At 39.5% G+C, this 24,418-nt stretch carries 25 protein-coding genes; 18 read left to right on the top strand and 7 right to left on the bottom strand.

The window, feature by feature from the left end; all coding sequences use genetic code 11:
- The first annotated feature begins 42 nt into the window (after positions 1-42).
- Both RGB74_RS14360 and RGB74_RS14355 read left to right on the top strand, forming a co-directional pair.
- Positions 43-1,035 carry a DUF294 nucleotidyltransferase-like domain-containing protein gene (locus tag RGB74_RS14360; RefSeq protein ID WP_310759982.1) on the top strand — a complete coding sequence of 331 codons (993 nt, stop codon included), beginning with the start codon at positions 43-45 and terminating at the stop codon, positions 1,033-1,035.
- The gene (locus RGB74_RS14355) at positions 1,032-1,760 is read left to right on the top strand and encodes an exonuclease domain-containing protein (protein ID WP_310759981.1); all 729 of its coding nucleotides are present in this window, start codon (positions 1,032-1,034) and stop codon (positions 1,758-1,760) included. Before RGB74_RS14360 ends, RGB74_RS14355 begins: the two co-directional genes overlap by 4 nt.
- A 51-nt stretch (positions 1,761-1,811) precedes the next feature.
- Here RGB74_RS14355 and RGB74_RS14350 read toward each other — a convergent pair whose 3' ends face one another.
- On the bottom strand, positions 1,812-2,135 hold the full coding sequence (locus tag RGB74_RS14350) for a MerR family transcriptional regulator (RefSeq protein WP_310759980.1): 324 nt from the start codon (positions 2,133-2,135) through the stop codon (positions 1,812-1,814).
- Positions 2,136-2,336: 201 nt separating this feature from the next.
- On the opposite strand from RGB74_RS14350, the gene RGB74_RS14345 reads away from it, so the two are divergent.
- From RGB74_RS14345 to RGB74_RS14330, 4 genes are all read left to right on the top strand, one after another.
- Positions 2,337-3,326: an aldo/keto reductase gene (locus tag RGB74_RS14345; protein WP_310759979.1), complete on the top strand. Its 990-nt coding sequence runs from the start codon at positions 2,337-2,339 to the stop codon at positions 3,324-3,326.
- A gap of 3 nt (positions 3,327-3,329) precedes the next feature.
- Positions 3,330-3,908 carry a TetR/AcrR family transcriptional regulator gene (locus RGB74_RS14340; RefSeq protein ID WP_310759978.1) on the top strand — a complete coding sequence of 193 codons (579 nt, stop codon included), beginning with the start codon at positions 3,330-3,332 and terminating at the stop codon, positions 3,906-3,908.
- A gap of 160 nt (positions 3,909-4,068) precedes the next feature.
- Positions 4,069-4,488: a hypothetical protein gene (locus RGB74_RS14335; protein WP_310759977.1), complete on the top strand. Its 420-nt coding sequence runs from the start codon at positions 4,069-4,071 to the stop codon at positions 4,486-4,488.
- 11 nt (positions 4,489-4,499) lie between these two features.
- Positions 4,500-6,920 carry a molybdopterin-dependent oxidoreductase gene (locus RGB74_RS14330; RefSeq protein ID WP_310759976.1) on the top strand — a complete coding sequence of 807 codons (2,421 nt, stop codon included), beginning with the start codon at positions 4,500-4,502 and terminating at the stop codon, positions 6,918-6,920.
- Positions 6,921-7,170: 250 nt separating this feature from the next.
- On the opposite strand, the gene RGB74_RS14325 is transcribed toward RGB74_RS14330, so the two are convergent.
- Positions 7,171-7,614, bottom strand: a complete 444-nt coding sequence (locus tag RGB74_RS14325) for a GNAT family N-acetyltransferase (protein WP_310759975.1) — start codon at positions 7,612-7,614, stop codon at positions 7,171-7,173.
- A gap of 19 nt (positions 7,615-7,633) precedes the next feature.
- A complete protein-coding gene (locus RGB74_RS14320) occupies positions 7,634-8,104 on the bottom strand; it encodes a MarR family winged helix-turn-helix transcriptional regulator (protein WP_310759974.1) in 471 nt (156 codons plus the stop codon).
- Positions 8,105-8,286: 182 nt separating this feature from the next.
- Here RGB74_RS14320 and RGB74_RS14315 point away from each other — a divergent pair, with 182 nt between their 5' ends.
- The 5 genes from RGB74_RS14315 (at position 8,287) to RGB74_RS14295 (ending at position 12,220) form a co-directional block, all read left to right on the top strand.
- Positions 8,287-8,847, top strand: coding sequence for a nitroreductase family protein (locus RGB74_RS14315; RefSeq protein WP_310762887.1), 561 nt, complete (start codon positions 8,287-8,289; stop codon positions 8,845-8,847).
- Between the two features lie 57 nt (positions 8,848-8,904).
- The gene (locus RGB74_RS14310; RefSeq protein ID WP_310759973.1) at positions 8,905-9,240 is read left to right on the top strand and encodes a DUF3870 domain-containing protein; all 336 of its coding nucleotides are present in this window, start codon (positions 8,905-8,907) and stop codon (positions 9,238-9,240) included.
- A gap of 241 nt (positions 9,241-9,481) precedes the next feature.
- Positions 9,482-10,165: a CoA transferase subunit A gene (locus RGB74_RS14305; protein ID WP_310759972.1), complete on the top strand. Its 684-nt coding sequence runs from the start codon at positions 9,482-9,484 to the stop codon at positions 10,163-10,165.
- Positions 10,162-10,818 carry a 3-oxoacid CoA-transferase subunit B gene (locus RGB74_RS14300; protein WP_310759971.1) on the top strand — a complete coding sequence of 219 codons (657 nt, stop codon included), beginning with the start codon at positions 10,162-10,164 and terminating at the stop codon, positions 10,816-10,818. The genes RGB74_RS14305 and RGB74_RS14300 overlap by 4 nt, the downstream gene beginning before the upstream one ends.
- 106 nt (positions 10,819-10,924) lie before the next feature.
- Positions 10,925-12,220, top strand: a complete 1,296-nt coding sequence (locus RGB74_RS14295; RefSeq protein ID WP_310759970.1) for an Nramp family divalent metal transporter — start codon at positions 10,925-10,927, stop codon at positions 12,218-12,220.
- 111 nt (positions 12,221-12,331) lie between these two features.
- Here the strand turns inward: RGB74_RS14295 and RGB74_RS14290 are convergent, their stop codons facing one another.
- Complete coding sequence (locus RGB74_RS14290) at positions 12,332-13,315, bottom strand: D-2-hydroxyacid dehydrogenase family protein (RefSeq protein WP_310759969.1); 984 nt, start codon at positions 13,313-13,315, stop codon at positions 12,332-12,334.
- A gap of 303 nt (positions 13,316-13,618) precedes the next feature.
- Here RGB74_RS14290 and RGB74_RS14285 point away from each other — a divergent pair, with 303 nt between their 5' ends.
- The 5 genes from RGB74_RS14285 to RGB74_RS14265 all read left to right on the top strand — a co-directional run bounded on the left by RGB74_RS14285 (position 13,619) and on the right by RGB74_RS14265 (position 18,467).
- Complete coding sequence (locus tag RGB74_RS14285; protein WP_310759968.1) at positions 13,619-14,371, top strand: ankyrin repeat domain-containing protein; 753 nt, start codon at positions 13,619-13,621, stop codon at positions 14,369-14,371.
- 97 nt (positions 14,372-14,468) lie between these two features.
- The gene (locus RGB74_RS14280; RefSeq protein ID WP_310759967.1) at positions 14,469-14,891 is read left to right on the top strand and encodes a DUF1801 domain-containing protein; all 423 of its coding nucleotides are present in this window, start codon (positions 14,469-14,471) and stop codon (positions 14,889-14,891) included.
- Positions 14,892-15,235: 344 nt separating this feature from the next.
- The gene (locus tag RGB74_RS14275; protein WP_310759966.1) at positions 15,236-16,591 is read left to right on the top strand and encodes a sugar phosphate nucleotidyltransferase; all 1,356 of its coding nucleotides are present in this window, start codon (positions 15,236-15,238) and stop codon (positions 16,589-16,591) included.
- A gap of 12 nt (positions 16,592-16,603) precedes the next feature.
- Positions 16,604-17,290 (top strand): glycosyltransferase family 2 protein, encoded by a 687-nt coding sequence (locus RGB74_RS14270; protein ID WP_310759965.1) that lies wholly within the window; start codon positions 16,604-16,606, stop codon positions 17,288-17,290.
- A gap of 40 nt (positions 17,291-17,330) precedes the next feature.
- The gene (locus RGB74_RS14265) at positions 17,331-18,467 is read left to right on the top strand and encodes a glycosyltransferase (protein ID WP_310759964.1); all 1,137 of its coding nucleotides are present in this window, start codon (positions 17,331-17,333) and stop codon (positions 18,465-18,467) included.
- Between the two features lies 1 nt (position 18,468).
- Here the strand turns inward: RGB74_RS14265 and RGB74_RS14260 are convergent, their stop codons facing one another.
- Together RGB74_RS14260 and RGB74_RS14255 are read right to left on the bottom strand one after the other, a co-directional pair.
- Positions 18,469-19,608, bottom strand: coding sequence for a glycosyltransferase family 4 protein (locus RGB74_RS14260; protein WP_310759963.1), 1,140 nt, complete (start codon positions 19,606-19,608; stop codon positions 18,469-18,471).
- Complete coding sequence (locus RGB74_RS14255; protein ID WP_310759962.1) at positions 19,605-20,741, bottom strand: glycosyltransferase family 4 protein; 1,137 nt, start codon at positions 20,739-20,741, stop codon at positions 19,605-19,607. The genes RGB74_RS14260 and RGB74_RS14255 overlap by 4 nt, the downstream gene beginning before the upstream one ends.
- A gap of 162 nt (positions 20,742-20,903) precedes the next feature.
- On the opposite strand from RGB74_RS14255, the gene RGB74_RS14250 reads away from it, so the two are divergent.
- Together RGB74_RS14250 and RGB74_RS14245 are read left to right on the top strand one after the other, a co-directional pair.
- The gene (locus RGB74_RS14250) at positions 20,904-21,431 is read left to right on the top strand and encodes a hypothetical protein (RefSeq protein WP_310759961.1); all 528 of its coding nucleotides are present in this window, start codon (positions 20,904-20,906) and stop codon (positions 21,429-21,431) included.
- Positions 21,432-21,665: 234 nt separating this feature from the next.
- A complete protein-coding gene (locus RGB74_RS14245; protein WP_310759960.1) occupies positions 21,666-22,151 on the top strand; it encodes a DinB family protein in 486 nt (161 codons plus the stop codon).
- 572 nt (positions 22,152-22,723) lie between these two features.
- Here the strand turns inward: RGB74_RS14245 and RGB74_RS14240 are convergent.
- Positions 22,724-24,274, bottom strand: coding sequence for an ATP-binding protein (locus RGB74_RS14240; RefSeq protein WP_310759959.1), 1,551 nt, complete (start codon positions 24,272-24,274; stop codon positions 22,724-22,726).
- Positions 24,275-24,418 lie beyond the last annotated feature (144 nt).

The raw sequence follows: 24,418 nt of genomic DNA, 5'->3' as shown, positions 1-24,418 counted from the left end.
GGGTCAGACCCCTATGTTTTTTCATAAATAGGATGTGTTGAAATGAGTATGGTGATGGATTCGTATGATTCATTAAAAAAATGGCGCGATAGTGAAATCGAAAATCATCTGACGGATTCGGCTGAATTAAATCATTTTCATGATAATGTGATGAAAAATGTTTACGATATTGCATTGGACCGAGTAAAAGAAGAATGGGGCGAGCCTCCTTGTCTATTTTCTTGGTTTGTTTTGGGAAGTGCAGGAAGGTTTGAACAGGCAATCATTAGTGATCAAGACCATGGTTTGATTTACGAGCAATCTGACGAAAAATCAAACGAATTTTTTCAAAAGCTTGGAAAAGAAATTACATCCGGGCTGCATGCAGTCGGTTATCCGTATTGCGATGGAAATGTGATGAGCTCAAACCCTTTATGGTGCAAATCAAAAGGGGAATGGAACACACAAATAATGAAGTGGTTGGAGGAAGAAAGTTTTGAATCAATTCGCTTTCTGCTGATTTTTTATGATGCTCGAGTTTTAGTTGGTGAAGAAAAATACGTAAGCGAATTAAAACAGCAGATCTATGATTATATTGAGAGCAATCCTAATTTTATGGAGCGCTTATTAGAAAATACGATTCATGTGAAGAAAGCGGTTGGGGTGTTTCAGCAGTTTTTGACAGAAACACACGGTTCGCATACAGGAAGTATTGATCTAAAACATGCAGGATTTTTCCCTTTTGTGAATTGCATCCGTTTGTTTGCACTTAAAGAAAGGGTAGAATCATCATCTACACTTTCGAGGATTGAAGAGCTTTCTAGATTGCCAGCTTATGATGGTGAGCTGGATGCATATCGGGCAGACTTTGAAAAGTTGCTCAGTTACCGGCTGAAACAGCATCAAAAGAGTACGGAAATGTATGATGATGTTCATTATCTGGATATAAAGGAACTGGATAAAAAGGAGAAAAAAGAGCTGAAACACCTTTTAAAGAACGGGAAAAGGCTTCAGGAATTTACGAAATCAACTATAAAAGGGAAGCTGCAAAAATGAGATTTGATCCGCTTATCCAGTTTATGAAACAGGTTCAAGGAAAAGTGAATTCAAGTGTTTATGCGTCATTGCAAGGTCAATCCAGTGCACAGCAGCTAGCTTTTATTAGACAGTTAGAAAAAGAAGCAAGAAATGAAAAAACGTTGAGTATTCCGTTAAATGAATTGAATGTTGTTGTGTTCGATCTGGAGACAACTGGCTTTTTTCCTGATCAAGGTGATGAAATTATTTCGATCGGAGCTGTAAAAGTGAAGGGTGGGATTATCCAGCACGATGAAACATTCTACTCTCTAGTTCGCTGCAATCAAAAGCTATCACCTGAAATTAAGGAGCTTACTGGGATTCATGATGAGGACATTGCGGAATCTCCTGAGCTTTCAAAAGTGCTGGTCGATTTTTATGCTTTCGTAAAAGGGGATGTGCTAGTTGCCCATCATGCGAGTCATGAAAAGAAATTTCTGCAGCATGCGAACTGGAAGCTTTTTCGGAAAAAGTTTATCCACAGAATTGTAGATACATCCTTTTTATATAAAATCGCAGAACCTAATGTTGATTTAGTCCGTTTAGAAGACTTCTGTGAGCACTGTGAAATTCCCGTTGTAGAAAGGCATCATGCATTAGGGGATGCAAAGATGACGGCAAAATTGTGGAGCATTTATATAAAAAGAATTCAAGATCTCGGCTTGAAATGCTTGCACGATGTGTATGAACGGCTGGCAAGATAAACAATAATGAAAAAATAGCTGGTTTCTCTGATTTAGGAGAGGTCAGCTATTTTATTTTCTTATATTAAATTGTGCATTGATTTGACCGCGTATCATTTTGTTTCGCTCTTCTCTCATTTTTTCATTTTTCTTTTTCGTCATTTCTTTTTTGATTTCATAGGTTTGTACACCATCTTCAATTTGGTCGGCAATCTCCATCAATGTTTCAACATCTGAAAAAGAATACTTGCGAGTGCCACGTCCTGTTCTTTCAGGGAATATTAATTTTCTTTCTTCATAATAACGGATTTTTCGTTCAGATAGTCCAGTGAGTTCGCTTATGATTCCAATCGATATAACTTTTTTATCTTTGTAAGAGTTTTTATCAGCTGCCATCATAATCCCCTTTACCGTGGAAAAACTAAATTTTTACTATTGTATCATTTTTATGTTAGTTTTTCTTACATTATAGTTTGAATGAAGAAAAATTAGTGAAAAACGGTTATGAAGGGATAAATAACAAATGACAAAATTAAATATTTGTCATTTGTTACTAGATGGATTATAATTAAATCATCACTATCGGAGGTTAAGAAAATGAATAAAAGAAAATTAGGAAACAACGGACCTGAAGTTTCAGCAATAGGTTTAGGATGTATGGGAATGTCAGATTTATACGGCAATGCAGACCGAACAGAAAGCATCGCCACGATTCACGAAGCTTTAGAAAAGGGAGTTACCCTGTTTGATACAGGTGACTTCTACGGAGTAGGGCATAACGAACTTTTATTACGTGAAGCATTACAAGGCACAAAACGTGAAAATGCTTTTATCGCAGTCAAAACTGGCGTACTCAGATCTCCAGATGGCGGCTGGATCGGGATGAACAACAGTCCGCAAGCAATTAAAAATAATTTAGCTTATACACTTCAACGCCTAGGTGTCGATTATATTGACCTTTATCAGCCGGCACGAGTAGATCCTAATGTTCCCATTGAAGAAACAATCGGTGCGATGGCTGAAATGGTGAAGGCTGGATATGTTAAAGAGATCGGGCTTTCTGAAGCGAATGCAGAAACAATCCGCAAGGCCCATGCAGTTCATCCTATCGGCTGGCTGCAAATCGAATACTCACTTTTCAGCCGTGGTATTGAAGCGGAAATCCTGCCAACTTTGCGTGAACTCGGAATCTCTCTTTCCGCATACGGTGTTTTATCCAGAGGTCTTTTAAGCGGTAAATGGTCAAAAGATCGCCAAGGTCAAATCGACTTCCGATCATTCTCTCCGCGTTTTATGGGTGAAAACTTAGATAAGAACTTGGCGTTAGTTGAAGCATTGCGTGAAATCGCAGAAGAAAAACAAACAACAGTTGCACAGCTTGCGATTGCTTGGGTTCTTTCTCAAGGTGAGGATGTTATTCCATTAATCGGTGCACGTAAACGCACACACTTAGAGGATGCTTTTGGAGCGTTAGAACTGAAGCTGAGTTCTGAAGACTTAGCAAAAATTGAAGCGGCTGTACCTGCTGAGGCCGTAGCAGGAACTCGTTACGCTAAAGAACAAATGGGTATGCTGGGAGTAAAATAAAAAATGGCAGAACCGTTAAAAAAAGAACAGATTTTAGATACGGCTGAACAAGTTCTCAGACGTTACGGACTGGAGAAAACATCGGTGGTGGATGTGGCGAGGGCACTAGGAGTCAGTCATGGTACGCTTTATCGCCATTTTCCAAGCAAATCAGCATTGCGTGAGGCTGTAGGTGAGCGGTGGCTACACCGGGTTTCAAGTCCTCTTGCAAAAATCATTCATGAGGACTGCAGCTCTATTGATAAGCTGCGAAAATGGTTCGATAATCTCATAGACACAAAGAGATCAAAAGCAATTGAAGATCCTGAGCTTTTCGCCATGTATAACGCACTTGCTGAAGAATCGGTCGAAGGAATTACGGCACATATTAATGAATTAATTCAGCAATTATCCGAAATTGTAGAAGAAGGAATAGAGAACGGAGAATTTAAACGTGGTGAAGAGGGTGAAATAGCCGAAGCATTTTTTTATGGAACAGCGCGTTTTCACCATCCTGCACTTGCAAAAGAGTGGCAGTCACCAAACATCGATCATGAATTTGAGCTTGTTTGGAACATGCTGCTTTCTGGATTAAAATTTTAACATTGAAAAATGATTAAAGACCTTGTTCGCATTTATGGACAAGGTCTTTTTATTGAGAAAAAGAAGAATTCAGCCCCTTCTATTTTCGATCATAAGGTTTCGACTGATTTTTTATAGGTAATGATTGAAGTAGGAGCAACCATTAAAGGAAGGTGAAAAGATGAACGAACTGTACGGTTTTTACACGGATATTTATGAGGGCAATAAAAGGCTGATCCAGGACACGAAAGAGGTTTCACATCCGATTTCAATGATTCTGCAGGAGGCACTGAAGGAACAGCAGGCATATCTCGAAAAGCTGATTCCAATGCTGAAAGACGACTGGACACTCGATGAAATTAAAGAACCTGTCACGATTATTTATCACAACTTTGATGCTGTGAAACCTTTATTTAATGCTTTAATGAGAGCTGTTAATTGGGTGAATATCAAAGAAACATCTGTCATAAACGATTTAAAGCATGTTTTGCCGGGTATGAAAAAAAACCTGGAGGCCATTGCGGAAGATCTTGAAAAAAGGTTCGGAGCTGAAAAGATCAAATACATCGTGCCTTCGTTTTATTCACCAAGAATTCGATAGGAGGGATATGGATGGCGTGGAATGACGAAAGAATCGATCAGAATATTTATAGTCAAGGTGAAGTGGACAAGTGGGTTTATAGTACTTGTAACATTTGTTCTGTTGGATGCGGCTGTTATGTTGCGGTAAAAGACAAAAAGATTGTCGGCATTAAAGGAAATGGCGATCATTCCATAAACCGTGGCAGGTTGGGACCGAAAGGAGAAAACCAATGGTACGCAAACAACAGTCCAGACCGGTTAACTTCGCCATTGATCCGGAATGAGTCAGGTGAATTGATGCCAGCCACGTGGGATGAAGCGATGGATTTGATCACATCAAAAGCGAAAGATACTTTAGAAAAAAAAGGCACGAACAGCGTAGCGATCTATTCGACAGGACAAGGGTTCCTAGAAGACTATTATTCAATCGCTAAAATTGGGCGAGCTGGACTGCAGACTCATTTATTGGACGCAAACACGAGACTTTGTACAGCAACGACTGAGTTTTGTCTTCTTCAATCGTTCGGAGCAGATGGAACGCCAGCTTCTTTCGATGATTTAGATGAAACAGAAACACTCATGCTGTTCGGGCATAACGTTGCGGAAACAGGAACTGTATTATTTGAGCGTATTATGGAACGGAAAAAAAGGACAGGAAAACCTTACTTGATTGTTGTTGATCCAAGAAAAACCGCCACAGCAAAAGAGGCAGACCTTCATCTGCAATTATATCCGGGTTCGAACGTTCCTTTACTGAACGGCATTATTCGAGCCGTCACCAAAAATGGCCAGGTAGATCAGGCATTCACTGAAAAATATACGATTGGCTATGATGAAATGCTTGAATCTGTTGAAGACTGGACGCTTGAAGAAACATCAAAATTAACAGGGATCGAAATCAAACAGCTCGAAAAAGCATGTGAGCAGATCGGCAGTACTTCTTCTCTCGTGACGACAACACTTCAAGGAACATATCAGAGTGCAGATGCAACGACGGCATGTGTTGCTATAAACAACCTGCATTTAATTAGAGGTTTAATAGGAAAACCAGGCTCTGGTCCTTTGCATATGGCAGGTCAGCCGAGTTCTTCATCTAACCGGACAGCTGGCGGGGTCGGTACATATCCGGGACAGCGAAATTCTTCCAACCCTAGCCATATTAATGAGATGGCTGAACTGTGGAATGTAGATGCGTTAAGTCTGCCTGTCGGACCTGAAAAAGGAATCGAAGAACAGATCGACATGATCGAGAGTGGTGAAGTCGGTTTCTTTTGGAATATCGGAACAAATCCTCTCGTTTCACTGCCAAACCGGCAGCGAGCAAAAAAAGCGCTGGAAAAGATTTTCGTCGTCATTCAAGATCCATTTTTAACAGAGTCAGCGGCAGTAGCTGACGTGATTCTCCCTGCAGCATTATGGGGTGAAAAAGAAGGCACGATGGAAAATGCGGATCGGACAATAAACTTGCTGCGAAAAGCCGTTAAGCCGCCTGAAGGAGTTCGAACAGACTTTGAAATTTTACTCGATTTTTCAAAAAGAATGGGCTTTAAAGACCGTGACGGAAATTCGTTAATCCAATACAGCACACCAGAAGAGTGTTTTGAAGAATGGAAGGTTATTTCGCGCGGCCGCCCTTGTGATATGACAGGAATCACGTATGAAAAGCTGGAAGAAGAAAATGGTCTCAGATGGCCGGTGAATGAGGAACATCCGAAGGGAACTCCAAGATTGTATACGGATTTCAAGTTCCATACGACTGTTGATTATACACAGAGTTTTACAAAAGACCAGTTCACAGGTCGTGCTTTAACGAAAAAAGAGTTCGAAAACAAAGGAGCGAATGGGAAAGCGATCATCCATCCGACACGCTTTGTTCCACCATCTGAACAGCCGAACGATGATTATCCATTATGGCTTACGACCGGCCGGCTTGTATGGCATTGGCACACTCGAACGAAAACGGGGCGTGCACCACTTTTAGATGCTGCAGCACCAAACGCCTATGTAGAAATCCATGAGGAAGACGCCAAAAAGTTTTCGCTAGTACCTGGTGAAAAAGTTCGCGTGTCTTCACCAAGAGGATGGATCGAAGTGGCTGCCCGTATCGGAACAGCGGTTCAAAAAGGTCTTCTTTTTGTTCCTTTCCATTATGGCGGCTGGACGAATCATGAAGCAGCAAATGATTTAACCGCTGATTTCACTGATCCATTATCCAAACAGCCGACATTCAAACAATCAGCCTGCAAAATTGAAAAGATCCGAAACAAACACAAAATCAGCCCGCAAGAATCCATACAAAAAATTGCTGAAGAAAACGGAATCTCAGTAGAAAATCTATTAAGGGCGAACGGGCTGGAAACCGTTAATGAAGTTCATACCGGAATAGAATTAGAAGTTCCGGCATCTGTCAAAAATGTTCCGATCCCGCCATTTTTACCGTATCGAATATAGGAATGAGCCTCTCAAGTGACATTGGGAGGCTTTTTTTGTGTGTTGGGTGTCGAAATTTGTAGAAAGACTTAATTATTACGAATCAGACTTAAATCGGGATATCCGCCTAATTTTCCTCAACGCATGCAGTTCTCAATAATCGATTCCGAACGAGTGAAGCTGCAATATAAATAAATTGAGGGGAAATCTAAGATACCTAGCAAAAATAACAGAAAAAGAGACTGCTCAGACGAGTCAGCCTCTTCCTGTTTTACAATTTCAATTCCCATGTTTCACCAACTAAATCATGACCCCAGCTATGATGCTTTTCTTCCGATATGAGTGTAAATCCTTTTTTCTGATAAATATGACGTGCATCAAGCAGTATGCTGTTTGTCCAAAGGATCATCTTTTTATAACCAACTCGGCGGGAAAATTGGATGCACTCTTCGACTAACCTCGTACCTAGACCTAATCCCCGTGCTTTTGGATCAACCAATAGCATTCGCAGTTTGGCAACCTCTTCATTTTCTTCTACAACAAAAACAGAACCAACAATTTCACCATTCATCTCAGCAATCCAGCAGCGTTCTTTTTTCGGATTAAAATGATTGATGAAATCAGCGGCGATTCCCGAAACGAGAGCTTCAAACCGCTCATCCCAGCCATACTCTTTGGCATAAAGAGCACCATGTTTATGAACGATATAGCCCATATCCCCTGGCTCGTGCTGTCTAAAAAAAATAAGGTTCGGCAAATTTAAATCGGCTTTGATTTAATAAACTCTCGATCGTTTGCATCGCACTCACTAATTGGTTCTGTTCTTTTTCGCTAAGTTCTTCCAGCAGTTCAGCAACTTCCTCATATGAGCGTTTGTTTAGAAGGGAAAAAGCTTCTTCTCCCTCAGAGGTCAATTTTAAAATACGCTGGCGGCCGTCTGATTCTGAGCGTTCTTTTAACACCAAACCGTTTTGTTCAAGACGTGCCAGAATCCGGCTTACGTATCCAGCGTCGAGTCCTAAAGCGTGCGTTAACTCAGACGGTTTTATCTCATGGCTGTTCGCGATTTCAAATAATACCCTCGATTCTGTTAGTGTAAAGGAACTGTGCAGCAGACCTTCGTGCAATGCGCCGATTTGTCTGGTGATGAAACGGTTAAAATGGCGTACATTTTTTATACGATCTTCAAAAGTAGCAGCCAACATGATCCCTCCAAAAAAATATTTGCTTATGGCAACTATTATCCTATATTTAATTGCTTTTATCAAATAATTATCATGAAACTAACAACATAACATGCCTGAATTTGTCGGTTTTATTTTATTAATATACTTAGATGTCCCGGAATATTTGTAGAGGGAGAGGAGTGTGGTCGTATTTGAATGTTATGGAGGCAATAATATCTCGAAGAAGTATCGGGAAAGTGAAAGACTTGCCTGTGCCTGCTAATCTCATAGAAAAAATTCTGGAAGCCGGAACGTATGCGCCCAATCATTATCGAACAGAGCCTTGGCGGTTTTTCGTCATAACAGGAGATGGAAGAAAGAAACTTGGTGCGGTTTTAGAAGAAATTACAACCAAAGAAAACACGGGCTTGCCACCTGATGAACTAATGAAGAAAACAGAAAAAGCAAAGAACAATCCATTAAGAACGCCCGTTATAATCGCAGTAGGTGTTGAACCGAGCGATAAGAAAAATGTAATTGTAAAAGAAGAGTTTGCTGCAGTCGCAAGCAGTATTCAAAATATGCTGCTCGCGGCATATTCTCTCGGATTAGGAACGATTTGGCGTACAGGTCAAGTAACGTATCACCAGAAAATCAATGAATTTTTCGGGTTATCGTCAAAAGGTGAACTGGCGGGATTCATCTATATCGGCTATCCCGACATGGAACCTCCAAAAGTTAAAAAGACCGGATTTCAGAATTATACGAAATGGATTAATTAACGAAACTCAAACTCTTATAAAATGGTAGAATAACAAATAAAAAGGGTGGAAGATTTCATGAGTCAACTTACAGAGATGAAAACGGTTCTAGTGACGGGATATGCAAAAGCGCCTCAGGGGAGTTCCATGTACGAAATTTACAAAACATCCGGAATTGTCATGGAAATCGACACCGAAACGAACAAAATCGTGAATGCTGAATTTACGTTCGTAACAGATTTAGCGAAAGACTTTTTAAGAAGAGTTATCGTCAATTATGATTTAACGAACGGCATCGAAGACTTGATCAAGCGAATTGAAACCCATTATTACACACCATCAACAAGCTCTGTAGTTGTTGCGGTGAAAGCGGCTTACAAACGTTACATCGAAAAGACGAAACATTCAGAATAATACTTGCGCGGCGGAATTCTGTTTGCTATAGTAAACGTAATCAACTAAAAAAACTTGAAGTCTACTAAACGGATTAGTGTCTTCTTAATGGTGAAACACACCCATTTCACAAAAATTAAGAAAGCCTAGCTTATCCTTTGTAAGTAGGGAAAGAAATTGTTTCCTTTTTACTCTGGTTAAGTGCGGGCTTTTTTTGTTTTCTAAAAAAGACATATAAGTAAATGTTCAGGAGGTGGAGAAGTTGAACAAAGTAAAAAGTTTAACGGAAGCCGTACAGCATGTGAAAACAGGAATGACTGTCATGGTCGGTGGATTCGGATTAATTGGAGCCCCATTGTCACTGATCGAAACGTTAACCGATCATGATGTGACGAACCTCACCATCATCTCTAACAACCTTGGTGAAGCGGGAAAAGGACTTGGCGCCTTGCTGCGTCAAGGAAAGATTAAGAGTGCGATAGGTTCCTATTTTACTAGTAACCGGGAAGTTGGAGAGAAGTTTCATGCGGGAGAAATTGAAATCACACTTTTGCCGCAAGGGACATTTTCGGAATCAATCCGTGCAGGAGGAGCGGGGATCGGAGGCTATTATACAAAAACAGGTGTGAACACAGAAATTGCAGTCGGAAAAGAAGTTAGAGAGATCAACGGAGAACTTTATTGTTTTGAAAAAGCATTGTCGGCTGATGTAGCGTTGGTGAGGGCTCATAAAGCAGATCGGCTCGGGAATCTAACATATTACAAAACAGCCAGGAATTTTAATCCGATGATGGCAACCGCTGCAAGTTTGGTCATAGCAGAAGTGGATGAGATCGTGGAAAACGGTACGTTAAATCCGGAAGAAATCGTTACTCCGCATCTGTACGTCGATGCACTCGTTCTCAGCAATAAGGTGTTAACGAAGGAAGGGGTGGTTTCGCGATGAGTGCTGAACTCTCAGAAAAAGAAAAAATCGCGAAACGTGCAGCAGAAGAAATAAAACCAGGATCTATCGTTAATCTCGGGATCGGGATACCGACACTCGTCAGTAAATTTATAAAATCTGAGGATATCTTTCTTCATACGGAGAACGGGCTTCTTGGGGTTAGAGACTTAACCTTTGAAGACGAACTAGATCCTTTAATCGTGAATGCCGGAAAACTTCCGATCGGTGAAACAATCGGTGCATCATATTTTGACAGTGCGGAATCATTCAGTATGATTCGCGGCGGACATATTGATGCAGCGATCCTTGGTGCATTGCAAGTCGATGAAACAGGCTGCATTGCTAACTGGGCGATTCCTGGACAAAACATCATTGGGGTAGGCGGCGCTATGGATTTGATGGCAGGCGCAAAAAAAATCATCGTCACAACAATGCACACAGATAAAGCAGACAGACCAAAACTCGTAAAGGAATGCACGTATCCAATCACCTCTATCAGAAAAATTGACGTGCTCATTACTGAACTCGGCGTGTTTGAATTTAAAAATGAAACGTGCTACTTAACAGAACTCATGCCAGGTGTTGATCTAGAAGAAGTCTTACAAAAAACAGAAGGTACAATTGAAGTAAATCTTAAAACGAAGAAAAAATAAAGTTGAAGAAATTTTCTGAAATATGTCATAATTAGTGAATGCTATTTTTAAAAAATTATTTTGAAAGCGTTTTCTGTTAGTTGATTATAAAAAGGAGGAGTTGCATGTGAAAAGCGAAGTGAATTTAAATCATGATCTGAACAGTATTCAATCTCAATCCACACCCCCTCAAACATTAGGGCAGAAGCTAAAAATGATCGGTCCGGGATTTGTTGTTGCGGCAACAGGAGTAGGTACAGCGGATATGATCACCGCGATCGTCATCGGGACATCTTTCGGGATGACTTTTGTTTGGGCAATCATCATTGGTTCTATTTTAAAATACTACTTGAACGAAGGAGTCGGCCGCTGGTACTTAGCAACAGGGCAGACGATCCTGCAAGGCTGGCAAACACTTGGGAAGTGGGCAACTGGTTATTTTGGTGTCTACTCCGTTATATGGGGTTATATATATGGTGCTGCTGCAGCCTTAACATGCGGACTCGGCATGCATGCCATGTTGCCGATCATGCCGATTTGGGCGTGGGCCATCGTCCATTCTTTATTAGGATTCGCATTAGTTTGGACAGGCCGTTACTTGCTTTTTGAAAGAATCATGACTGTATTGATCGGTGTCATGTTCATTACGATTATTGGTACAGCAGTACTGTTCCTTCCAACTTTAGGTGAGTTTGCAGGCGGATTAGTGCCGACGATGCCAGAAGGATCGTTTATGCTTGCTCTTGGATTGATTGGCGGAGTTGGCGGAACAATCACGATGGCGTCATATGGTTATTGGTTAAAAGAAAAGAACTGGAACGGCAAAGGCTGGATGCCGGTTATGAAATTGGATGCGAAAGTCGCTTATACGATTACGGGGATTTTTTGTATGGCTGCCCTGATCATCGGAGCGAAATTTTTGTACGGTACAGATGTTAAGCTTCAAGGCGATCAAGGTTTGCTGCAGCTAGGTGAAATGCTTGGAGAAGAATTCGGAACACCTCTCAGATGGCTTTTCTTAATTGCTTTCTGGTCAGCAGCGTTCACTTCTTTACTAGGGGTTTGGAACGGGGTGCCTTATTTGTTCGCTGACTTTGTTAGAACGATTCGCACAAAGAAAGAGGACTTGCATAAGGTAAAACCCGTATCTGAAAAAGACCCATCTTATCGAGCTTACTTGGCGTGGTTAACTTTCCCCCCGATGCTGATTTTCTTTTTCGGCAAGCCCGTTCAGCTCATCATCCTTTACGGAGCACTCGGTTCACTGTTCATGCCGTTTCTCGCAATCTCGCTTATCATTCTGCTAAACTCTAAAAAAGTAGAAGCCGAATACAGAAACAAATGGCTGGCAAACGCAGTATTAGCAGGATGTCTGCTCATGTTCCTCGTACTTGGCATAAATGAACTGCAAAAACTGTTTTAGAAAGATAGAAGGTGTCTCTAGTACTTAGGGACACCTTTTTTATCTATTCTGAGATGAAAATCATTTTAAAGATTCTTTGGAACAGTCTCTTTTTGTGCAGCAATCGCTATATTATTTGATACGGTTTGTATTTGCATCTAGCACATCAGCATTCACAATCCGTATAGGCGCTCCATCTACAAAATAAGAAAGAATGTTATCGATACTCGTTGATAAGAACTGATGAAACATATTATCCGTCTTCCACCCAATGTGAGGAGTAAGAATTACATTTTCCATCTGTAATAACGGATTATCACCGTCCACCGGTTCTTCTGAAAATACATCGAGCCCTGCACCGCTGATCCAATTTTCTTTTAGGGCTATCGCCAATGCTTGTTCATCTACCACTTCACCTCTGGAAGTGTTGATGAGAAAAGCATCTTTTCTCATCTGCTGAAAATGCTCTCTCCTTAAGAGGTAGCGCGTTTCTGGAACAAGTCTGACAGCGATGACTACATAGTGTGAAGACTGCAGCAAATGTTGAAGTTCAGCGTATTCCACACCTTCTGCAATGGCGCGTTCTTCCGTTAAACGGGGACCCCAAGCGAGAACATTCATATGAAATGCTTTTGCGATCTTCGAGACACCTGAACCAATCTTTCCAAGTCCGATAATCCCGACGGTTTTACCTTCTAATCCGAACCCGACAGACTGAACCCAATTTCCATTTTTCATCTCTTCATTCAGGAAAACAAGTTTTCGAGAGTGAGCGATCATAAGTCCAAAGATAAGCTCCACTACTGAAGCAGAGCCGCCTGGAGTAGTGGCGATTGGAATTTTAAGTCGATTTGCTTCGTTCATCTCAATATGTGCCAGACCTGCACCGGTTTGTGCAATCAACTTTATTTTTCGCAGACTCTGTAAGATTTCTTTAGAAAAAGTAGTGCGTTCCCGGATCGGAATGATGACATCCGCGTCTTCAATCCGTTTAATCAAAACATCTGCAGCTGGCTGATCATGATAAATTTCAACTTGGAAGTGTCCTTGTAATCTCTCAATCTCGGAATTTGCTCCAAAACTTTTTTCCCAATCATCTAATATAACAACTTTCATTCAATGCCCCTTCTTTCTTCGTTTTCATTTCTTTTATTTTACAATAGAAGAAAGTGTTATCTGAAATTTTACAAGAAAAACCTGTTTGTTTTGCTGCTTGTTAAAAATATTTATAAGAATAAAAATCGGATCGGAAGAAGGGGAGGAAGATAAACGTTAAGATTTTCTTTCAACGAAATTTGAATTTAGGAAAACATCCTAGGACTGAAATCTACCAAAGGATTAAAGCACACTAAATAGAATATATTGTAGGGGTAAAAAACGCTGCTCAGCAAACTGGGTGAATTGTCAGGAGAGGTAAACATGAACTTAATTTTTGAGGATGAGCCGCTAACCGTTGCTGTTGTTAAGGCTATTCGCACTGGTGATGTCCAATCTTTGAAGCATCTGCTTGTCGAAAACCCGAATTTGGCCACGGCTAGAATTGTAGGAAGAGCCTTTGATGAAAAGTGCACCAGCTTGGGTATGTCGCGTACATTGCTCCATGTGGTAACCGATTGGCCGGGTCACTTTCAAAACGGTGCGAAGAGTGTGGGTATACTGATTGAGGCAGGTGCTGAGGTGAACGCTCGGTTCACAGGGCCACACACCGAGACCCCACTCCATTGGGCTGCGAGCAGTAATGATATGGAAGTGCTTAACGCTCTTCTTGATAGCGGTGCAGACATTGAAGCACCAGGAGCAGTTATCGGAGGAGGTACACCATTAGATAATGCGGTGGCATTCAGGCAGTGGAATGCTGCACGTCGGTTAGTTGAATGCGGAGCACAGACCAAGCTATGGAACGAAGCCGCACTCGGGCTAATGGATCGCGTCAAAGAACGCTTTGCATGCAACCCAATTCCCGCCTCAAACGAGATTACTAAGGCTTTCTGGCTAGCGTGTCACGGCGGACAGCTGAGTGCAGCTGAGTATTTTCTCGAGTATGGTGCTGACCTCAATTGGATCGGCTACGACGGACTTTCTCCCCTTGATACAGCACTACAAAGCAGTGCTGAAGATCTAGTCGAGTGGTTGCGAGGTCAAGGCGCAAAATCCGCCAGAGAGCTTGTATAAACAGTTGTGACTATTCATTGCAGTCGTCGAGTAATTTCAAAATAGGATATAAGTTCTTTCTATAGAAGTAATAGATGAACAAAAAGGAGTGACTTTTATGTACGAACTGAAAACAAAAGAAACGGACAGAAGTGTTATCGAGTTTATTGAAAATGTAGATAATCCAAAGAAACGTGAAGATGCATATAAACTATTAGATATTTTTACAGAGACATCAGACTTTGAGGCTAAGATGTGGGGACCGAGCATCATCGGATTTGGATCCTATCATTATAAATACGATTCTGGTCATGAAGGAGATGCACCATTGGTTGGTTTCTCGCCGCGCAAAGCGAAAATTAGTTTGTATTTTGCGACAGGTGACAAGAAACGTGAGGAGTTGCTGAAAGACTTTGGAAAGCATACTTCTGGCAAAGCGTGTGTGTACATCAACAAAGTAGCTGATATTGACGTAGAGGTTTTAAAGAGGTTGATCAATCAATCAATCGATTTTTTGAAAAAGACTTATCCAAATTCATAAAATGGAAAAGGAGTCCACAAAAAGGACTCCTAATTTTACGGATTAGTGTTTGCATCTACATCTTTTTTTCTTTTTTTTCTTACATCGTTTACATTTTAAAATAAAGCTTGAAGAAGAGGAAGAAGAAGATTCATGCTTACAACATTTGTTCCACATTCGTAGTTCACCTCACTGAGACTTCCAGTTCCCCATTTTTCTTGCGTTGGTTAATACATCATATGTTAAAGTGGACAAGATGTTTGGACATTTGAAAGGTGTATGAAAAATTAGTAAAAACATACAAAGAGAATAATCCTCATAATATATCAATGGACTTCAAGAAAATGACTGCGTGGTGGTAACGTATGGAAATCCTTTTGTTATCTGGAGGTTCTGGAAAAAGATTATGGCCCTTATCCAACCAAATCAGATCTAAACAATTTCTAAAGCTGTTAAGATCTGAGAAACATCATTATGAATCCATGCTGCAAAGAATTTGTAGGCAATTAGATTCCATCGGGCTACTTTCTTCGACACACATTATTACATGCAGAAAACAACTCGATATGATCCACAATCAAATTAATAGATATATTCCGATCATCACGGAACCTAGTCAAAGAGGTACCTTTTCGGCAGTTTCATTAGCAGTAGCTTATCTGCATTCAGTCCATCAAATGGACCTGGATAAACCTGTCTGTGTACTCCCAGTCGATTCCTTCGCCGAAATTTCATTTTTTCAAACAATAACGACCATTCCTGACGTCCTATCTCAATCAAAAGCTGACCTCGCTCTCTTAGGCGTACAACCGAACAATCCTTCCAATCAATACGGATATATCGTACCCAGAATTACTGCTGAGTCTGAATATTACCCGATCTCCCAATTTATCGAAAAACCTGATCGGAAAAAAGCAAGATTGTTAATCCAGCAAAAGGCTATTTGGAATTGCGGGGTGTACGTTTTTCCGCTGCGGTTTATGCTCCGCTTTTTAGAGAATAAAAGCCTTCCGACTGATTATGAGGGAATGCTTAAAAACTATCATGAACTCTCTAAAAGAAGCTTTGATAGTGAGGTAGCCGAACAAAGCAAGGGATCGATCGTTATTCCTTTTCACGGAGAGTGGAGAGATGTTGGAAACTGGGAAGCGCTAAGCGAACAAATGGAAAGTTCAATCATCGGTTACGGAGAAAAATCAAAAGACTCGATCAACACTCATATTGTGAATGAACTTTCTCAGCCTATTCATGTGATCGGAATATCCGATAGTATGATAGCAGCGGGACCTGATGGCATTCTTATTTCAAATAAAAAGAGATCTTCAGAAATAAAGCAGTTTATAAAAGAAGATGTACCCCGATATGTTGAAAAACGATGGGGCAGCTATAAAGTACTGGAGAAATCGAAGACTGCAGAAGGATTGGAAACTTTAACGAAAACTATGAATGTGTTAAAGGATCGGAATATTAGTTACCAGCTGCATCAAGAAAGACAAGAAATATGGACGATTCTATCAGGCATTGGAGAAGTCATAGTGAACGGCGTGGTAAGATCGATCAAAACAGGTGATGTTATTCAAATACCGATTGGTGCCAAACATTGTGTAAAGGCAAAAACCCAGCTTGAATTTATCGAAGTGCAGCTAGGAGTAAAGCTTTCTGAAGACGATATTATGCGCATCACTTATTCTTGGGAAGAAGCATTGCAATGCTGTAGATAAGGTGGGATTGTAATGATTTCAATCGTTTGCTGTACCATGAGAGAACGTTTTATGGATAATGTTTTTCAAAACTATGAAAAACAAATATGGCAAAAAAAAGAGATGATCATCGTTCTAAACAGTGATGATTTACTTGTGGAGAAATGGAAAACAAAAGCAAGAACATACAAAAATGTTTACATTTATCAGCTTCCCCAGGAACGCACATTAGGTGAGTGTCTCAATTTTGCCATACAAAAAGCGAATTTTGACTATATTGCCAAGTTTGATGATGATGATTATTACTCTCCTCAGTATTTGGTCCATGCGATGGAAACACTGAAGCAGACAAAGGCAGACGTTGTAGGGAAAAGAGCCGTCTATATGTACTTTGAAGACGAGAAACTACTGACCGTACATCAACCTGAAAGAGAAAATAAGTTTGTCAGACAAGGGCTTAAAGGAGCAACGCTATTTTTTCATAAAAGTATCTGTGAAAAGATCATATTTCCAACATTGAATCTGGGTGAAGATACCGTTTTTTTGAGACGATGTGTAAAAAACAATCTAAAGTTATATGCATCAGATAAAAGAAACTATGTTTGCATACGTCTTTCCCTTTCTGGACACCACACATGGAACGCTAACAATAAAATACTCTTAAAAAAATCATTGATCGTGTGTCATACGAACGATTTCAAACCGCTCATCCTAGAATAATACAGGCAGAAATGAGTGAAGAACAATGGTGGATTACCAGGTGATATGGAAAGGTCCTTTGTTAGATGCAACAGGATATGGAAATGCTAGCCGTGAATACGCATTATCTCTAGACAGGCTTGGTTTGGATGTGAAAATTGAAACATATACATGGAATTTCCCGTTTTCTTTTCAAGATCAAGTTAAAAGAGAACGATTACAATCATTGATAGATAAGAAGTATGCTGAAAATAAACGAAGACTGTTTATCTGTCATTCTCCTCCTGCGATCATTGACGCAAAGGAAAAGAAAAAGTTTGATCGCAGTATATTGAATACAGTATGGGAAACGAACATAATACCAGAAGATTGGGTCCCTATCATTAACACGTTTGACGCTGTATGTGTACCGTGCACTCCAAATTTGCAAGCAATGAAGAGCAGTGGCATAACAGCTCCGTTGTTCTTAGCACCCCATGGGGCAGATCCCCTCAACTTTCATCCAAATAACAAACCACTCTCTTTAAGTGAATCGGAAGGTAAGTTCGTATTCGTCTCCATATTTGATTTTCAGCATCGCAAAAATCCTGAAACGTTATTACGCGCTTATTGGGAAGAGTTTACTGATGAGGATCCTGTACTTCTCGTAGTCAAAACATATGGCAGTTCACGAAAACAAATACGAACTGCCATCATGAATTATAAAAAAAGATTAGGATTCGGTAATGAGACTGCACCGCTATATGTGATGGCCGGTATAAGTGAAGAAAAAACAATAAAAGGAATTTATACACTAGGAAATGTTTTTGTGCTTCCGACAAGAGGGGAAGGTGTAGGGCTTCCGTACATAGAAGCCTTATGCAGCGGAACCCCTGTTATCGCAACGGGCTGGGGCGGGCAGATGGATTTTTTAAACGACCAGAACTCATTTTTGGTGAATTATCAGCTCCACCATCCATCAATTAGCATGTATGGTAAACATGCCATTTCAACGATCTATCGAAATTTTGATGGAAAGGGGCAACTATGGGCGGAAGCCGATTTAAATCATCTGAAAAAACAGATGCGAACCGCTTTTGAAAGCCCCGAAATCTGCAAACAAAAAGGAAAACAGGGCAGAAAGGATATGCTGAAAATGACTTGGGATCAAGCTGGCATTGCGTTAAAAAGGGCAGCTGAAAAGGTAATAAGTTACTAAACTAGCCGATATTCTCAATTTCATTCCGTATATTTTGAACAATCGCTTTCCATGAAAAACGTTCATTGATGCATGTTTGGCCATTTAAGCTGATGGTCTGTAATATTTTTTTATCACAACAAAATTGATTCAGTTTGTCAGCAAATTCTTCTTTTTCGGCAAGGATAAAATGTTTATGATCAAGAAGAGGCAGCCCCCTCACTCCGAACTTTGTCGAGATTAACGGCAGACCAGCTGACAAAAACTCCAATGTCTTCAAATTTACACCTGCACCTGTAAACATCGGATTAATCGCTAAATCAACATTTGAAAAAAATTTCAACTTTTGTTTGTGCGGAATCCTGCCTAATAGTTTAACGTTGTATTTCGTGATGTTTGAAAAAGAATGACAGCACGCACCAGCGATCATGAATTCCATAGCAGGACATCGATCAGCGAGTTGATGAATGATATATTCGACAGATTCAATGTTCGGCGGGTAACAAGATCCAATGAAAAAAACTTGAGGGCGTTTATTGGCTATTTCACTACGCGGAAGCCATACATTAGCGTCTATACCATTCGGAGCAATTTTAACTTGTTGGGGATTCTTTTTATACATGTTAATAAAGCTATTTTTTTCAGTTTCAGAAGTGGCGAATACGAGATCTGCAGCATTTACTAATTTCTTTTCGCACTCAAAAAGAACAGGGAGGTATGTCCTCGATTTATCTTTTTTCCAAATTTGACTAGCTAGCAAGTACTCGTGATTATGACTGTTATAGATTCGCAGTTTCTGATCCAAACCCAACTGTTCATCATATCCGACCAAAAATGGCGATTCATGAATGATGATATCGCAAGTTTTGTATAACTCTTCAAAATGGTCTTTAAAGCGAGTGAGAAATCTAGTACTTTCCATATGTTTGATCAATGTATTTTCATAGTTTACTACACTGTGTCCCAAATCATTTTCAACTTTATATTCTCTAAAAGTGTGGGAATAACGGAAAATTCCGCCTTTGTAACTGTTTGTTTGGGACAAAAGTGTAATGTCATAATAGTTGCTAAGTTCGTGATACAGATGGAAATATCGAAGAGTTCCTCCGCTTGTTGGAGGAAAAACAGTCGGAAAATGATTAAGAACAAGAATCTTCCTCATCGAGTCCCTCTCCTTATGGAATGCTCTGTTATCACATTTTGAAAAACCTTCAGCGCTTCTTTTGCGCTTCTTTCCCATGAAAAAGCTTTTGCACGAATTCTGCCTTTTTCAATAAGATTTTTTCTAATATTTGTATTGAGTAATTTTACTATTTTTAGTGCAATGTCTCTAGGATCTTCAGGGTTAAACATCAAAGCAGCACCGCCTGTGATTTCGGGAGTGCTTGCTCTATCCGAACAAACAATGGGGCAATCTGTTTTCATCGCCTCAACGAGTGGAATTCCGAATCCTTCATATAACGATGGAAAAACCATACACGAAGAAGCGGTATACAAATGAGGCATATCTTCTGGCGGAACGAATCCTAAAACCCTTACTTGATTATCTAAATCATTGTTCTTTATAAACTGTAAGGCAGATTGATAGGTATTGTTTTCTTTAGAGGTAAATCCTGTTAGAACAAGCTGAACATTCTTTTTATAGTCATCCCGAAGCAACGCAATGGCTTTTAAAAGATTAAGATGATTTTTATGTGGATTAAAGCTTGCAGGGTAGATCATGTAATTTTCTTGTAAGTTGTATTTCTTTTTCACTATTAATTTCGACCATTCCTTATTTATTAGACGGAAATCATGAGGAGCGTCCAGGTAAATAGAGTTGATTTTTTTCTCTGGAATAGGAAGGTGTTCCGTTATCGCTTTCTTAGAAAACTCAGAAACAGTTAGAACACCATCAAACAAAGCTGCCGATTGCTCATAATAGTGATGAATCGCCTCTATTCGTCCGGACACGAACTGAGGGTAGCTTGTATGAAGTACATCATGGATAGTTACGACTCTAGGGAGAGAGATGTTTGGCAAAGCAGACATATGCAATGGCGAAAACCAAAGATCTAGCTGGCAGCTGTTAATCATGTTAATAAGGGAGGACTGAACGCGTGATTGTTTGATCATCATCTTCTTCATACGCGTCTGGAATTCAGGAAAGAGGTCTCTATGCGGTCGAGTAAGGAACAAATAAAAAGTGATTTTTTCATCGGCCCTTAAGATATCTTCCAATATATGCTTTACATAGTGTTCAACCCCGCCAAATCTGTCATGCAAAAGATTCAACAAATCGACCCCGATTTTCATATGTACCCCCCAAATAAACGTAAGTGACTCCATACGATTATATGTAGGTGTAAAGGAAAGGTGAGGAACCTTTCATCCATTTTCACATATATAAATTAATGGAAATGTCAAAATCTATTTGAAAACCAAAAAAATAATGAGATTTTAAAGGAGCTGTATCCAATGAGTGATAAAGGTCATGAAAGTAAAAAAAACAGATGGGTGAAGATAACAACTGGTCCATTTTTGATTCCGGCAGAGGTTGGCTCTGAAATGCAGGGTGGCCGGGATAATGACCGATTGATTATTATTTTGAAAAACCCGACGAAAAAAGAACTGTGTGTAAGAGTTAAGTTAGGCGTGTGTTTAGAACCTAAAAAGACCTGCACCAACAGTTCTGTTAACGTTTTTAAAAACATTTGTGAAAAGGATTTTGACTTAGGTTCATTTAAGTTGGAACCTCATTCGTGTACCAGAATAGAGAGGAATATTGCTAGTGATTTAGGAAGTGGGAAAGATGAAAGAAATGCGATTTTCCGCATTACAGCTAAAGGTGACTTCAATGCCTCGGCGACACAAGTGTTATGCGGTCTTGCTGAAATATCTGTAATTGGCGGAAGTGTTTTTAATTATCTTGAACCAGGTCTAGAACAAGCGGATCCAGCATTGTTCTTCCCTTTTAGCAATTTTGTTTTATGTGAGAAGTGTTAAGGAATAGGTAATGTAGAAGCCGGTTCATTTTAAATGAGCTGGTTTTTTTATTTAGGCTTTTTCCAAAAGGATGCGGAAGTCAACCACACCTTTTTTGGGGTTAAACAGCAAAATTTACGAAAATAGACTTTTTTAAATTTGAATAATTTCACGTACCGTAATTTTTTTAAAAAGGAAATACCCTTCTGAACTTGAATTTTAAATAGACTTTAAATATCGTCAGGAGGATAAACAATGAATCCACAAACTGTATTGTTGAGACAAATGGATGCTAACCATAATGAACCAAACTGGTTTGTTCCGGTGGAGCAGGCAATAGATGGGCTGACAGAGGAACAAGCAGCTCTCAAATCTGGAGACAGCAATTCCATCTGGGAGATCGTTACCCATCTCGTATTTTGGAACGAGTGTTATTTGAGTAAATTCAAAGGAATCACACCAGCAAAATCAATCGAAAGTAACGATGAGTCGTTTCATAAGGATGATAATGAAGATTGGGAAACGACGAAACAGCGGCTTCATCATATGCTTTCAGATTGGAAAACTCTATTAAAAGAAGCGGATGATGAATTTCTTCAGCAATCTGCACATAAAGATCGTCACGAACCTTGGTATTTCGTAATCGCGAACATTAATATCCATAACGCTTACCATATCGGTCAGATCATCGAAATCCGGAAAACAAGAGGAAACTGGGATCCGAAGAACGGTGTTCATTAGAGCATGAAACCCTTTCTGGAGAAAGTAAACGATTCAAAAGAGAAAATTTACCTCTTTTAATCGTTTTTTGTTATTTTGAAGCACGTGGACAGTTAAATAGGACGTCCTAGCCAAAATCCTTATTGATTCTACTCTTTTGAAGCTCTCGATTTTATTTAATTCCACGGTAATGTCCAATATTTCCACGTTATTTTCGATAATTCCACGGTTATGGGCGATATATCCACGTTACTCAAAATGATACAGTTTAGTGCACTTTTAAATGAGTAAGGGCGGAAAAAAACGACCAGATTTCTGTCTGGTCGTTTTCGATATTATTTAGAGATCCATTAAAAGTATTGTTTCAAATACTAAAAGGTTTACGAATTACGATTTTCTCCTCCAGAAGAGAAGCAGGTAATAAAAAACGGCTGTCTTTTTTATTTAGCTGATTTTTCAACTACAAATCGTACAATCGCTTTAAGGAAAACCCATCCAAGAACTAAAAGAACAGCTACCTCAATAAAACCAACGGGATTAAACAATATGGCCGCCTCCAAAATGTCATTTAATTATGATGTTAAGTGATCGTGTTACAGTGTGTGATGATTCTCTATTTCTTCGTTCCGCTGCTCATTAAATATTGGGAGGGTAATGTTAAATGTCGTTCCTTGATTTATCACACTATTCACCGAAATTCGGCCTTTATGGTTTTGAATGATGCGATAGCTTACCATCAAACCTAATCCTGTGCCAGTCTCTTTCGTTGTGTAAAAGGGTTCACCGATTCTATTTACTTGCTTTTCATCCATACCCACACCATTATCTTCAATGGAAAGAATAACGTTATCTCCGGACCTCTTTGTTTTGACACGGATAATACCACCATGAGGTAAGGCTTCCATCGCGTTTTTAAATAAGTTGATAAATACTTGTGTTAACTGATTTTTCTCTCCATACACATTCACTTCTTCAACTGAAAAATGTTCGACAATAACGACATTTTTTAAGTTTGCTTCTGCTTCAAGTAGATACATGACCGTCTTAAGAATGTCTGTTACGTTCAATTTACTGAAGTAAACAGCGTGTGGCTTCGCTAACACCATAAATTCACTTACAATCAGGTTGATTCGATTAATTTCATCAAGGATAATGTCGGTGTAAAGCTCTCTTTTTTCGTCTGTACTCGTTTGAAGTATTTGAACTAATCCTTTTACGGTCGTGAGCGGGTTGCGAATTTCATGAGCGAGACCTGCTGCCAATTCGCCAACTAAAGATAGCTTTTCTGACTTAAGAAGCATCTCTTCTGTTCGTTTTTTTTCTGTAATATCGTACTGTATCGAGATGTGCTGATAAGCCTTCCCTTCCTTATCCAAGAATGGAACGATTGTCACATCTACCCAGTAGAGTGATCCATCTTTTGCTCTATTGCAAATTTCGCCTTTCCATAACACTCCATTGTTGATATCTTCTCTAATTTTTCTTATGAATTCATCTGTATGAAAGCCGGAATATAACATGTCTCCGTGGCTTTTCCCAATCAGTTCTTCTCTTGAATATTGGGTGATGTTGCAAAATTGATCATTTACATATGTAATTCGATCGTTAGGATCTGTAATGGTAAAAATGGTAGCTTCATTTAATGCTACTTTAAAGTCTTTCATTTCTCTTAATGTTATGTTTAAATCTTCGTTCGTTTCTGACAAGGTAATCTTCGTATTCAATAAACTTTTTGTAGAATAAGAGGTTATCGAATGAGAAGCGTAATCCAAAAGTGGATCGATCTGTTTTATGATTTGTAATACGCTGTTTGAAGATAGCCGATGGTTTTCTGATTCATTTTCCAAAAGTTCTAATAAAGATGCTCTTGAATGAAAGATGATAGCAAGTGTCTCATGGAGTGAAATCTCAGCAATTTGTGTATCTTCAAAAATATTAGACCAAACTTTAATTTGTTCTTGAGTATGATTATTCTCTTTGCATAAGGCATTTCCAAGACAAAGAAACAGCATTCTAACCCAATGCTTGTATTTCTGATGATTGATCTCAGAAGGGGTAGAATGATGCATTTTTGTAACTTTATCAGCCAGCCATTCACTTTCACGAATGATCTTATTGCCAAACCTTTTGATTTCATCATCCATGTTTCGTCATCTCCTGACAAAAGTACGTAATATGTTATTTTATTAATTTGACAATTAGGATGATAATCCCTTTTTTTATAAGTGGCGAATATAGGTCATATCTCCTGTTTTTGAAAAAAATTATTCTTTAACTAAACAAAAAGG

The organism is Bacillus sp. NEB1478, assembly GCF_031582965.1.
Lineage (GTDB): Bacteria > Bacillota > Bacilli > Bacillales > Fictibacillaceae > Fictibacillus.
The sequence above is the reverse complement of the archived record's forward strand: the minus strand, read 5'-3'. Positions and strand labels throughout refer to the sequence as shown.